The sequence below is a fragment of the Flavobacterium sp. MMLR14_040 genome, from assembly GCF_033657265.1.
In the GTDB taxonomy this organism is placed as follows: Bacteria; Bacteroidota; Bacteroidia; order Flavobacteriales; family Flavobacteriaceae; genus Flavobacterium.
The window spans coordinates 211,952-225,305 of sequence record NZ_JAWVWO010000006.1; the positions used below are offsets into that span (position 1 = coordinate 211,952).

The window sequence follows — 13,354 nt, forward strand, 5'->3', positions numbered from 1 at the left end:
TTATTGTCGTGAAATCTTTAAGCAGTAAACTAAAATTTGAGCATAAAAAAAGCCCTGAATTCTCAGAGCTTTCTTTTTTTTTGGATGAACTAGTTTGTTATTCTATAACTTATTCAGATACTTTGCTTTTAACAACTAATCTGAAACCTTCTCCGTGAATGTTAAGAATTTCAACATCTTCATCAGATTTTAGGTATTTTCTCAATTTAGCAATGTAAACGTCCATACTTCTTGAAGTAAAGTAGTTGTCATCTCTCCAGATTTTTGTTAAAGCTAATTCTCTTGGCATTAAATCATTTTCATGCAGAATCAACATTTTAAGCAATTCATTCTCTTTTGGAGATAATTTTATTGGCTCTTCGTTTTCGAAAGTTAAAAATCTAAGTTTAGAATTTAAGTGGAATTTACCAATATTAAACTCAAACTGAACTTGTTCTGCTTTTGTATCAGCCGATTTTCTTTGAATAATAGCTTTGATTTTCATCAATAAAACTTCTGAATCAAAAGGTTTATTTAAATAATCATCAGCTCCGGCCTTATATCCTTTTAACACATCCTCTTTCATAGATTTTGCAGTTAAAAATATAATTGGCACTTCGCTATTTTTCTCTCTAATCTCTTTGGCTAAAGTATAACCATCTTTATAAGGCATCATTACGTCAAGAATACATAAATCATATACATCCTTCTTGAATTTCTCGAAACCTTCCATACCGTTTTTAGCTAAAGTAACTTCAAAGTCATTTAACATTAGATAATCTTTAAGAACTGCCCCAAAATTAAGGTCATCTTCTACTAAAAGTATTCTTTTGTTATTATTTTCCATATTTTAATTTATTAATGGTATTTTTATTATAAAGGTGCTACCTTTTCCTTTTTCGCTTTCAACATATACTTGACCATTGTGATCCTCAACTATTCTTTTTACATAAGCCAGACCTAAACCGTGTCCTTTTACATTATGTAAATCTCCCGTATGTTCTCTATAAAACTTCTCAAAAACTCTTTTTTGAGCTATTTTACTCATACCAAGTCCATTATCTTTAACTTTTATCAGAACCATGTCTTTAACATTTTCTGTAAAAATTTCAATTTCCGGAATATCCGGAGAATATTTTATTGCATTTTCTAAAATATTTACCAAGACGTTTGTAAAATGAACTTCATTTACTAAACATGTTGTTCTCGCGGCATTTAGATGTTTAACAACGGTTCCGTGTCTATCTTCTAAAATTAGATTCACGTGTTCGATTGCGTCATCAATTATATCATGAATAGCAGTTGGCTCCTTAGTGATATCAAGTTCTCTTTTTTCTAATTTAGAAATTCGAAGAACATTTTCTACCTGAGCATGCATTCTTTTATTTTCATCTCTGATCATTTGAAGATAGCGAAAAACCTTTTCTTTATCTTCAATAATTTTGGGGTTTCTTATCGCATCAAGCGCTAAGTTTATTGTTGCAATTGGAGTTTTAAACTCATGCGTCATATTATTTATAAAATCGGTTTTGATTTCAGAAATATGCTTTTGACGTAACAATTGATTCAATGCACTTGTATAAGCTACAATTATAATCAGCGTAAAAACGATTGATAATATTGTAATACTCAATAATTCTGATAATAAAAATTTCTTTTTGTGAGGAAACGTTATAAATAGTTCATATTTACTATTCCCTTCATTATCCGTATATATTGGTATATGATAGCTTGCATCTTTATCATAATGAAAACCATCAGATTTTATTTTTGTTGCTAAACCACTATTAAGAACGCCAAACTCAAACTTGGTTTTTACACCGTATTCTTCCAGTTCCTTTTTTAATAACTTTTGCAGCTTATCTTTTGTAATTCTACCCTCGATTGGAGTTAGAGAAGCAATATCTTTATATTGAATCTGTTGCTGAACTTTATTTAAAATATCAAGACTTCCTGATTTTTCAATCTTTAAATCCGGAATAATACTTTGTCCTAAAGTATTATTATCGATATTGTTATTGTTATTGTAAACTTCAGTTACTCGTTTCGAGCTAAAATTTTTAAATCTTTCGCTGCTAAACTTTTTGTTAAAAAGTGATCCGCTTATGTCGTAATCTTCAGACGTAAGTGTATTCGAATAAACAATTGTTTTATTTGTTTTTGTGTTTCTTTGAACGTAAAGAACTTCCAGTAAATCTTCTTTCTTTGGGATTTTACCTGTACTGTCTTTTATGCGATTGTATTTGTCGTAAAAACTATACTCTTCCTGCTGTTCAAGTTTATCAGCAACACTCCCAATCACTTGGGTAACGTGGTATTTAAATTGCTCGTCGTTATTTTTAAACGAAGAATTGAACCAAAATACCTGAACCAGAATTATCCCTATTAAGGACAAACTCATCAATAAAACAAGTATTCTAAAAAATAATTTATTCATCGAAACAAAATTAATATTTTAACAATATACTAAATAATACATTAACCAAATATTAACATTTAAGACTGATTTTGTTTAATATCTAAAATTTTAAGAATTTTAACAACTTCTTCCTTAGCATTTTTAAGATTATCGTTATTAATAACAAAATTGCTTCTGGAAATTCGATTTTCATCATTCCATTGCATTTTCATTCGGCTTAAAACTTGTTCTCTTGTGGTATTGTCGCGTTTTAAGACCCTTTCAATTCTAACTTCTTCGGGCGCAGTAACTGTTATTATTAAATCACATTCTTTATAACGCCCGCTTTCAAATAATATAGCAGCTTCATAAATTACATATGGATAACTTTTATGTTGCAATAACCATACCTCAAAATCTTTTTTTACAGCAGGATGCACTATTGCATTTAATTTAGCTAGCTTATCTTTATCATTGAATACAATTTCGGCAAGTTTAGCACGGTTCAAAATGTTATTTTCAAATAAGGCTTCACCAAATGAGGTTTTTATCTCCTCAATAATATCTTCAGATTTCATTACATTTCTTGCACCATCATCTGCGATATAAACCGGAACTCCCATTTCATTAAAGTAATTTGCAATGGTGGTTTTACCACTACCAATTCCTCCTGTCAAACCAATAACTTTTGTCATACTATACTTTAAAAAACATACGAGGAAAAGCTTCTTGTGGTTTTTTCTTTAAAAGGATGATCTTTATATAAGATTCTAAAAAGCCAGTTCCGTATCCGTAAAATTGTTTCCATACAGCAATAACAGATAAGTATCCAATTTTGATACTTTTATTCTGAATACTTGCTGCGAGAAATATTATAACGAAATATACGAAATATAATTGTAATAAAATATCAATATTGAAAATTAACAGTAAAAAAGCTAATAATAAACCTAATATAAAAACCGTCGGAAAGAAGAAGGTAAGCTTATTATGTTCTGGATACCAACTATTTAATATTGGTCTCGCCTTGCCAAATTTATTTACCTGAACAGCAAATTTTTCCCAGTCAATTCTGCGTTTATGGTACACAAAAGCCTCAGGAAACAATCTGGTTTGAAATCCAAGATTCCATAAACGAATAGATAAGTCGGGATCTTCGCCTGGATGAATGTTTCCAAAACCTTTTGAAGCCTCAAACGCTCCCTTAGAAATCCCCATGTTAAAACTGCGGGGCTGAAATTTATTGATCTTTTCAGAGCCACCGCGAATACCGCCGGTAGTAAGAAATGAAGTCATTGCAAAATTAATGGCTTTTTGAATATCGGAGAAACTGGCTAAAGCTCTGTCTGGCCCACCGAAACAATCTACATAATTATCATCTAACTCCTTGCGAACTTCTGTTAAGTAATTTGGAGGAATTATACAATCTGAGTCAAAAATGATAAAATAATCACCTCTGGCTTTTTGCATACCAAAATTTCTTGAATCTCCCGGCCCTGAATTCTCTTTAAAATAATAAGATATATTTAGCTTTCCCTGATATGTCATCACGACATCTTTACAGGGAATCGAAGAACCATCTTCTATCAGGACAATTTCAAAAGCTTCATTATAATCAGATTTGGTTAAGCTTTCTAAAAGTTCATCAACTTCATCCGGACGATTATACACGGGTATAATTAAAGAAAAAATCATAATGGAATATGCGTTATTGAGTAGTGATTGTTTTAAATTTCAAAATTTCAGCAAAGATATGTTATATTAACAAAAAAACCATTCGCCGCAACGAATGGTTTCTTATATGTAGTACTAATTTGTATTTATTTTATACTTTCGATATTTACAACTTCATTTGCTTCGGCTTTATAATCAACTCCTGCAAATTCAAAACCAAACAGATTTAAGAAATCATTTCTGTATCCTGCCAAATCACCAATTGCAGGTAAAGTTTCGGTAGTTGCTTCTAACCAAAGTTTAGCTACTTTTTCCTGAACATCATCACGCATTTCCCAATCGTCGATTCTGATTCTTCCTTTTTCATCTACAGGAACTTCTGATCCTGAATATAATCTATCTTTAAACAAACGCTGAATTTGCTCAATACAACCTTCGTGTATTCCCTCTTCTTTCATAATTTTATACAAAAGAGAAATATACAACGGGATAACCGGAATTGCAGAACTTGCCTGTGTAACTAATGCTTTGTTTACAGAAACATAAGCCTTACCTCCTATTGATGCCAAACTATCTGTAATTGAGAATGCTGTAGCTTCTAAATGGTCTTTTGCACGACCAATTGTACCTTTTCTGTATACAGCTTCTGTTAATGATGGCCCGATATAAGAATAAGCTACTGTTGTAGCTCCTTCAGCCAGTAAATTTTCAGCTTTCAAAGCATCAATCCACATAGTCCAGTCTTCACCGCCCATTACAGCAACTGTATTTTCAATATCTTCTTCGTTTGCAGGAGCAATCGAAACTTCAGTAACATTTCCTGTATGAAAATCTACTGTTTTATTTGTAAAAGTTTGTCCGATTGGCTTTAAAACAGAACGGTGCAAAACTCCGGTAACAGGATGCTGACGAACTGGCGAAGCCAAACTATAAATTACAAGATCAACTTGTCCTAAATCTGCTTTTATTAAATCCAAGGTTTCTCTTTTTATTTCATTTGAAAAAGCATCTCCATTGATACTTTTTGCATATAAACCTGCTTTGTGAGCTTCAGTTTCAAAAGCTGCTGAATTATACCATCCCGGAGAAGCTGTTTTACCTTCAACTGGCGGTTTTTCAAAAAATACTCCAATTGTAGCTGCATCAGACCCGAAAGCACTTGTGATTCTTGAAGCCAATCCGAAACCTGTTGAAGCACCGATAACCAGTACTTTTTTTGCTCCGTTGATTGGACCTTTTGATTTTATATATTCTATTTGATTTTTTACGTTTTGCGCGCTTCCATCAGGATGTGCAGTCAAACAAATAAATCCTCGCATTCTAGGTTCTATAATCATCTTGTATTATTTATTGTATTAATTCAATTTCAGTTTTAATTTTTCAAAAATAGACATTTTATCCTTAACCCTTTTCATGTTGGCATCCATATTGTCTATAAAATTTGGATTTAAAGCATTTTTCTTCGCCAACTTATAGAAATTATAAGCTGCAGTATAATCGCTTTCATACTCAGCCATTCTTCCTAATTCACTGTTAAATGAAGAATAATCAACATTTTCAAGATTATTAAATGTAAAATCAATATGCTCTTTAGCTTCTGCATATCGACCAATATCTATTAACAAATAAGTGTAGTTTAAATAAGGCGCAGGATATTTTGGTTCAAATTTCATTGCCAGTTTATAATGATAAATTCCTTTATCATAATTACTTAACTTATTGTAGTAGATCCATCCTAAATGATTGTGGGCTTTTCCAAAATCGGGATATTGAGATAATATTTCTTCCAGCATCTCTTTTCCGTCGGCAATATTTCCTTCAGATATTAATGAATCTGCCTTAATAAATTGATTTTCGTAAAAGCTTAAACTTTCCATACCTATACCTTATATCTTAATTTAATAATTCTTTTGCATGATTTAATGCCGAGTCAGAAATATTAGCTCCGGAAAGCATTTGTGCTATTTCTGTGATACGTTCGTCCGGCGCTAAAAGTTTTAATTCTGATTGTGTATCATCTGCAACAGTAGATTTGAAAACTTTAAAATGCGAATCGCCTTTTGCAGCAATTTGCGGTAAATGCGTAATGGCAAATATCTGCATTTTCGCGCTCATTTCTTTCATGATTTCGCCCATTCTAATGGCAATTTCACCGGAAACTCCAGTATCAATCTCATCAAAAATTAAAGTTGGCAATTTTGAATACTGTGCTAAGATTGCTTTTACAGCCAACATAATACGTGACATTTCTCCGCCTGAAGCTACTTTTTTCAACAAACCAAAATCAGTTCCTTTATTGGCAGAAAATAAAAATTGTAATTCATCTTTTCCATTTTGAAAATACGTTTCAGATGGTAAAAGTTCCATTTTAAATCGAACATTTGGCATTCCCAGCGTTTCTAAAATAGAAATTAACTGATTTGATAATACCGGAATGGCGTCTAATCTGTTTTGACGAATCGTTTCTGAAAAAGTATCTAATTCGTGCGCTTTTTGTTCAATTGCTTTCGAAAGAATTTCAATTTCTTCTTCTATATTACCCAGTTCAATAACTGCATTTTCAAGATTTGCCTGAATTTCCAATAACTCATCAACCGTATTTGCCTGATGTTTTTTCTGCAAATTATAAATTAACTGCAATTTTTGGTTGGTTAATTCTAATTTTTCAGGATCGTTTAATAATTTCTCCGAAGCATTTTGCAATTCTTTTGAAACATCATCAAATTCTATGGTTATGCTTGTAATTCTTTCAAATAAATTTTGATATTCAGGCGAAAATGCAGTTATTTTTTGCAAAGACGTCTTGATTTCATTCAGATTATGAAAAACACCAAATTGCTCTTCGTTTGCAATTACCAATGATTTATCAATTGATTCTTTGATAATTTCAACATTATTCAGTTTCTCAAAATCGGCTTCTAATTCTTCTTGTTCACCTGATTTTAATTTGGCTGCAACCAATTCATTTAATAAAAAAGTATTGTATTCCTGTTCTTTGCCAGAATCACTTTGCTTTTTTAATAAAGCGTTCAATTTAGATTTATCTGATTTATATGTTTTTAATAATTTTTGATACGCTGCAATTGTATCAAAATTATTAGCAATGGCATCAATTATTTTAAACTGAACACCTTCATCCGATAATTCCTGAGTTTGCTGCTGCGAATGTATATCAATTAAAAACAAGCTTAAATCTTGCAATTCCTGAAGATTTACAGGACTGTCATTTATAAAAGCACGTGATTTTCCAGAAGGCAAAATTTCACGTCTGATTATAGTATCATCTTCATAATCCAGATCATTTGCTTCAAAAAACTCTTTTAAGTTATATTTTGAGATTTCAAAATGAGCTTCAATTACGCATTTTTCTTCTTTATTTTTCAATGAAGTCAAATCGGCTCTTTTTCCTAAAACCAATCCTAAGGCTCCTAATATAATAGATTTACCAGCTCCTGTTTCACCTGTAATTATAGAAAAACCTTTTGAAAAATCAATAGACAATTTTTCAATCAGGGCGTAGTTTTTAATCGACAGCGAAGTTATCATAGGATAAATATGTGAAAATAAAATTAATGAATAAAGTTAAAATTGAAAAGTCAATTAAAATTTAATTTGTGACCATTTAGTAGAATTTAATGGCGAAACCTTATTCAAGACGTCTGTTAAATCTGTAACCGGAATACTTGGCCCGCCAGAGAAAATAGAAACAATTTCATCTGATTTAGCATCAAAAAATACCCGGGTTAAAAAAGCATTTGGCTTAACTGAGTTTAATTTCCCTATTAATGCTATAGATGATTTTACTTTTTCTTTTGATGTTTTTAAATCAACAGTCATATTATCTAATCCTGTGTGATATAAAAAACTGGTTTGGCGTAAATCACTATATGTTGGTGAAACCAAATCGTTTATTAAATAATAACGGTTTTGAAGTCCATCAGTCTGGCTCCAGCCTTTAGAACCTCCCTGCTGTGCAACGTTTGCAATATTTTGAGCAGTTTCAAAATACGGACTTCCGGCGCCCATTTGAAAAGTATCGGCATCTAATCCTAAAATTATATAACTATAAAAAGAGACAACAGAGACTAAATTTGATTCAAATGTAGTTGGATTAAATAATAAAGGCTGATACTCTGTATAAGTAAAATTAAAGTCTTTATCATTATAATTTAAGACAGGCGAAGAATATGTCGAATTATAAATTAATCTCGAAGATTGTACCTGAATTGTACCTGTAAACTGATCTGAACTATTTGACGAAAGTGTAATATACATGGAACAATTAATTCTTTCATTTTGTTTTAAAAGCGCCCCTGTCCAGTCTGTTTTATTTACAAATTCAGATAATGAGGTCTGAAGTGTTTTAAAAACCTGTTGATTTGGGTTTGGGAGTCTTTCAGTATTTATAGTTACAGTACAATTTAGCTGTTGCGCCTGCGCAAAGCCAAATATTAAAAATACTAAAAGAGTAACTATTTTATTGTTCATACAAGGTAATGTTTGCTTTATCGAAATTCGATTTAGCTATTCTTATTCCGTTTTTTGATTAAAAAATCTGTGGTATTTAAGAAAAATGTAAAATTACTTTATTTAAAATATCAACCGCAACCGATTCTTTTGTTTTTAATTCCATTGGTTCAATTTTAAAATCCTTATCAATAAAGGTAACTTTATTGGTTTCTTTTTTAAAACCTGCACCTTCATCCTGCAAGGAATTAAGAACTATCAAATCTAAGTTTTTTTTCTGAATTTTCAACTTAGCATTTTCAATTTCATTTTCAGTTTCTAAGGCAAATCCAATTAAAAACTGATTTTTTTTAGTATTTCCTAACGACAATAATATGTCTTTAGTTTTTTCAAGTTCAATTGAAAACTCATCAGCTGCTTTTTTAATCTTCTGAGAAGCAACTATTTTAGGTTTATAATCAGCAACGGCAGCAGCGGCAATAGCAACATCCGCATCGTTGTAATGTGCATAACAAGCATCGTACATTTCTTGCGCAGAAATTACATTTATCACTTCAATTGAAGTATTTTTTGCCTTAAAATGTGTTGGTCCCGAAACTAAAATAACCTGAGCACCCAAATTGGCAGCTGCATTTGCAATATCAAAACCCATTTTTCCAGAAGAATGATTCCCTATAAAACGTACAGGATCTATTGCTTCGTAGGTTGGGCCGGCAGTTATTAGTATTTTTTTTCCTTTTAATGGCAACTTACTTTCCAGATCAGCTTCAAGAAAAGCAATGATATTTTCAGGTTCTGCCATTCTTCCTTCTCCGGATAAACCGCTGGCCAATTCGCCACTTTCTGCAGGAATCATAACATTACCAAATTGCTTTAAAGCTTTAAAACTAGATAGTGTTGAAGGATGTTTGTACATATCCAGATCCATTGCAGGAGCAAAATAAACGGGACATTTAGCCGATAAATAAGTAGCAATTAAAAGATTATCACAGTTTCCTGTTGCCATCTTGGATAATGTATTGGCAGTTGCGGGAGCAACTATCATTAAATCGGCCCATAGACCTAATTCAACGTGATTGTTCCAAACCGCATCCTGATCATCCTCATTAAAAAAAGTAGAGTGTACAGGATTTTTTGATAACGTAGATAACGTAAGTGGAGTTACAAAATCCTTAGAAGCAGGTGTCATTATCACTTGGACATGTGCACCTGCTTTTATAAAGAGTCGTACTAATGTGGCTGTTTTATACGCTGCAATTCCACCAGAAACTCCCAGTAAAATCTTTTTTCCGTTTAAAACTGACATTATACTATATTATTTGTTTGAACCTCTGTGGTAAGTTTTACCGTCTAACCATTCCTGAACAGCTAAAGCGTGTGGTTTTGGTAATTTTTCGTAAAATTTAGAAACTTCGATTTGTTCTTTATTTTCAAAAACTTCTTCAAGACTGTCATTATAAGTAGCAAACTCTTCTAATTTCTCAGTTAATTCTTTTTTAATTTCAGAATTAATTTGGTTTGCTCTTTTAGCCATAATGGTAATTGCTTCATACACATTTCCTGTTGGCTCTTCAATAACTGTTTTATTGTATGTTATTGTATTTACAGGAGCATTCGTCTTTTTTAAATCCATGACTTTATTTTATTTAGTAAATTTTTGTAAATCAGTTTCAACTCTGGCATTCATTTCGTCTGCCTGTTTTTTGTATTTTGTAGCGCTGTTAAACTTAATTAAGTTATTGTAAGCTGCTTTGGCAACATTTAAACGTTCCTGCATTTTTGAAGGAACACTATTTATTGCTAATTGGTATGCTGAATCGTATTTGTAAAACAATGCATCTTCTTTAAAAGGTGTTCCTGGAAAATCAGCGATAAAATTATCAAACGCAATTAATGCTGATTTATAATCTGAAATCGTATTATAACCTTTTGCATTTTCGTATGCTTTTTTCTCCAGTTTACCGTTCAAAATTTGTACAGCGGCATTTGCCTGAGGAAGATATTCTGAATTTGGATAATTATCTATAAAAGCCTGTAATTTCTCTAAAGCTTTTACTGTATCTGTTTGATCCAGGCTATAAATTGGCGATAATTTTGAATAACTGAAAGCTCCTAAAAATGCTGCTTCCTGAACTTTTTCGCTTCGTGGATATCCTGAAACAAAACTTTCAAACTGATAACCGGCCAAATAATACTGTTTTGTTTTATAATACGACTGAGAAAACATATAAAACAATTTCTCTGCCTGAGGTTTACCTCTATATGTTGGCGCTAGTTGTTCAAAAAGACGAATAGCCTTATTATATTTACCTGCCTCATACATTTTTGTTGCTATTTCAAATTTTGCCGCAACATCTTCATTTTTCAATGCTTTTTGGTAATCACTACAAGAACAAAAAAGGACAACAACAATTAATAGAGATACTATTTTTTTCATTTTCTTACTTTTATTATGATTTCTTAGACAATTGTGCCAAAGCAAAATCACACCGAAGTTCCGGTGGCAAATTTAGTTATTAATTTAGCTACTACAAAATATTTTTTGGTATATTAAAATACCCTTAATCCTGCTCTACTTTGATGCTGTGTTTCACAAATTCGTTTAATCTGTTTGCTAGCGAATCGTCTACAGAAACTAATGGCAAACGTACTGTGTTCTCAGCAATACCAAGGGCTTGAAACACTTGTTTGATTCCTGCAGGATTTCCCTGTTCGAAAATCATATCAATACAATCTGATAAAAAGTATTGCGTTTTAAACGCTTCATTTACTTTTTTATTAAGACCTAAACGAATCATTTCTGAAAATTCTTTAGGAAAACCTTGCCCGATTACGGAAATTACACCTGCCCCGCCCGCTAAAACAATTGGTAAAGCGATCATATCATCTCCTGAAATTACAAGAAAATCTTTTGGTGCATTTTTTATTAATTGCATTGCCTGCACAACATCACCGGCAGCTTCTTTTATCGCTACAACATTGTCAAAATCTTTGGCAAGACGTACTACTGTCGATGGCAGCATATTGCTTGACGTTCTTCCTGGTACATTGTATAAAATTACCGGAATTGGAGACGCTTCTGCAACAGCTTTAAAATGCTGATAAATACCTTCCTGAGTTGGTTTATTATAATATGGTGAAACAGACAGAATAGCTTCAAAAGCTGAAAAATCTCTTGTTTTTAATTCTTCTACAACCTGCATAGTATTGTTTCCTCCAACACCAAGTACTAATGGTAACCTTCCTTTATTGATCTCAATTACTGCATTAATTACCTGTTCTTTTTCGTCTTGTGTCAGGGTAGCATTTTCTGCCGTTGTTCCCATTACTACAAGATATTCAACTCCTCCATCAATCGAAAAATTTACTATTCGCTGTAACGCTTCAAAATCAATTGAGAAATCTTTTTTAAATGGTGTTACAAGTGCAACGCCTGTTCCTATTAATGATTGCATATTCTAATTTATAATTTATTTTATACTTTTTAAATACTTAAACAATTCAGAAATGAAAAGTTTATAATTCTCTAAATCAGTATTTATCATCCATCGATTTAATTTTTCATCGACTGATGCAAACCCGACTTTAAACTTCGCTTTTGATTTGCTGGTTATCATCATCAAAATTGGTTTTTCAATTTCATAATAACTAATCAAAAGGTCAAATTCTGTCTCGACAAAATCATTTAAGAAATCTACCGTAATCCCACCTTTCCAACTGATATTTTTTTTACCAAAAGTAGTTTCTGAATACGTTTTTTTCTTCTTTAATTTGCCTCTATACTGAACAATTTTTATGTTCTCTGGTTTAATTCCGTTTGAGACTAATTCGTTTATTAACTCATTAGAATGTCGAAATTTACTTTCATCAACCAGCAATCCAATTGTTTGTATATTACTTGTAAATACTTCGTTTTTTACTTTATGTAAGTTATTTTTTAATGATTTTTTTACAAAAAATTCCTTTATATAATTTAAAAACATAGTACTTTTACAAATTACAAAATTAATTATTTAAGTCGCATTTAAAATGGTAAATCTAAAAAAGTATAACGGAGTTTTAAAACTTTTTGTTATATTCTTAACACTTTTTTTTATAGTTTCCTGCAGTAACAAAAACTACAACTTAACAAAGATCGAAGGAAAGCAGCTTCCTGTTACCGAAAAACAGGCTGAAACCCCTGAAATTGAGAACTTCATAAAACCATATAGAGAGCATATTAATAAAGATCTGGACAGCGTTCTGGCTTATTGTCCTGAAACTTTGGATAAAAGCACGGGGAAATGGCAAACTACGATTGGTAATTTAATGGCTGATGTTTGTGTAGAAAGAGGAAATCTTGTTTTTAAAGCGCGTGAGAAAAAAAGTATCGATTTATGCTTATTGAATCATGGCGGGATAAGAGCCATTTTACCTAAAGGAAATGTGACCAGCAGGAATGCTTTTGAAATTATGCCTTTTGAAAATAGTCTGGTTGTAATGGCATTAAAAGGGGATCAAATTCTTGAAATCGCTTCTTATATTATTAAGGCGCAAAAAGCGCAGCCATTGTCTGGTATGACTTTTACAATTGCAAAAGACAAAACCGCAAAAAACATTTTAATTCAGGGAAAACCTCTTGACCTTAATAAGATTTATTATGTTGCTACAAATGATTATTTGGCTAACGGCGGTGACAGCATGGTTTTCTTTGCTAAAAGTGTCCAAAAATTTGACTTGAATTATAAACTTCGAAATGTATTTATTGATTATTTTAAAGAAGTTGATACAATTCCTGTTCCAAGAGATATTCGAATTACTGAAGAATAAATATTAAAAAGTTTGCCACGAATTACA

14 protein-coding genes are annotated in these 13,354 nt (G+C 31.6%); 1 reads left to right on the plus strand and 13 read right to left on the minus strand.

The window, feature by feature from the left end; genetic code table 11:
- Nucleotides 1-109: 109 nt before the first annotated feature.
- From SD960_RS10875 to SD960_RS10935, 13 genes are all read right to left on the minus strand, one after another.
- The gene (locus tag SD960_RS10875; RefSeq protein WP_042564360.1) at nt 110-826 is read right to left on the minus strand and encodes a response regulator transcription factor; all 717 of its coding nucleotides are present in this window, start codon (nt 824-826) and stop codon (nt 110-112) included.
- A 3-nt stretch (nt 827-829) separates the two neighbouring features.
- Nucleotides 830-2,416 carry a HAMP domain-containing sensor histidine kinase gene (locus SD960_RS10880; protein WP_318802936.1) on the minus strand — a complete coding sequence of 529 codons (1,587 nt, stop codon included), beginning with the start codon at nt 2,414-2,416 and terminating at the stop codon, nt 830-832.
- A 59-nt stretch (nt 2,417-2,475) separates the two neighbouring features.
- Entirely contained in the window at nt 2,476-3,072 is a 597-nt protein-coding gene (gene coaE, locus SD960_RS10885; protein WP_318802938.1) for a dephospho-CoA kinase, read from the minus strand.
- A 1-nt stretch (nt 3,073) separates the two neighbouring features.
- Complete coding sequence (locus tag SD960_RS10890) at nt 3,074-4,072, minus strand: glycosyltransferase (protein WP_318802940.1); 999 nt, start codon at nt 4,070-4,072, stop codon at nt 3,074-3,076.
- Between the two features lie 125 nt (nt 4,073-4,197).
- Nucleotides 4,198-5,388 carry an enoyl-ACP reductase FabV gene (gene fabV / locus SD960_RS10895; protein ID WP_318802942.1) on the minus strand — a complete coding sequence of 397 codons (1,191 nt, stop codon included), beginning with the start codon at nt 5,386-5,388 and terminating at the stop codon, nt 4,198-4,200.
- A gap of 18 nt (nt 5,389-5,406) precedes the next feature.
- Nucleotides 5,407-5,928, minus strand: a complete 522-nt coding sequence (locus SD960_RS10900) for a hypothetical protein (RefSeq protein WP_318802944.1) — start codon at nt 5,926-5,928, stop codon at nt 5,407-5,409.
- Nucleotides 5,929-5,944: 16 nt separating this feature from the next.
- Nucleotides 5,945-7,597, minus strand: coding sequence for a DNA repair protein RecN (gene recN / locus SD960_RS10905; protein ID WP_318802945.1), 1,653 nt, complete (start codon nt 7,595-7,597; stop codon nt 5,945-5,947).
- 54 nt (nt 7,598-7,651) lie between these two features.
- Nucleotides 7,652-8,539 carry a DUF4835 family protein gene (locus tag SD960_RS10910; protein ID WP_318802946.1) on the minus strand — a complete coding sequence of 296 codons (888 nt, stop codon included), beginning with the start codon at nt 8,537-8,539 and terminating at the stop codon, nt 7,652-7,654.
- Between the two features lie 76 nt (nt 8,540-8,615).
- Complete coding sequence (coaBC, locus tag SD960_RS10915) at nt 8,616-9,824, minus strand: bifunctional phosphopantothenoylcysteine decarboxylase/phosphopantothenate--cysteine ligase CoaBC (RefSeq protein ID WP_318802948.1); 1,209 nt, start codon at nt 9,822-9,824, stop codon at nt 8,616-8,618.
- A gap of 9 nt (nt 9,825-9,833) precedes the next feature.
- On the minus strand, nt 9,834-10,151 hold the full coding sequence (locus tag SD960_RS10920; RefSeq protein WP_007807938.1) for a DNA-directed RNA polymerase subunit omega: 318 nt from the start codon (nt 10,149-10,151) through the stop codon (nt 9,834-9,836).
- Between the two features lie 9 nt (nt 10,152-10,160).
- Nucleotides 10,161-10,955 (minus strand): outer membrane protein assembly factor BamD, encoded by a 795-nt coding sequence (locus SD960_RS10925; protein WP_042564351.1) that lies wholly within the window; start codon nt 10,953-10,955, stop codon nt 10,161-10,163.
- 124 nt (nt 10,956-11,079) lie between these two features.
- Nucleotides 11,080-11,973 (minus strand): 4-hydroxy-tetrahydrodipicolinate synthase, encoded by an 894-nt coding sequence (dapA, locus tag SD960_RS10930; protein ID WP_318802960.1) that lies wholly within the window; start codon nt 11,971-11,973, stop codon nt 11,080-11,082.
- A 15-nt stretch (nt 11,974-11,988) separates the two neighbouring features.
- Nucleotides 11,989-12,501 (minus strand): DUF6913 domain-containing protein, encoded by a 513-nt coding sequence (locus tag SD960_RS10935; protein WP_318802961.1) that lies wholly within the window; start codon nt 12,499-12,501, stop codon nt 11,989-11,991.
- Between the two features lie 46 nt (nt 12,502-12,547).
- On the opposite strand from SD960_RS10935, the gene SD960_RS10940 reads away from it, so the two are divergent.
- A complete protein-coding gene (locus tag SD960_RS10940; protein WP_318802962.1) occupies nt 12,548-13,327 on the plus strand; it encodes a 5'-nucleotidase C-terminal domain-containing protein in 780 nt (259 codons plus the stop codon).
- Nucleotides 13,328-13,354: the final 27 nt, after the last annotated feature.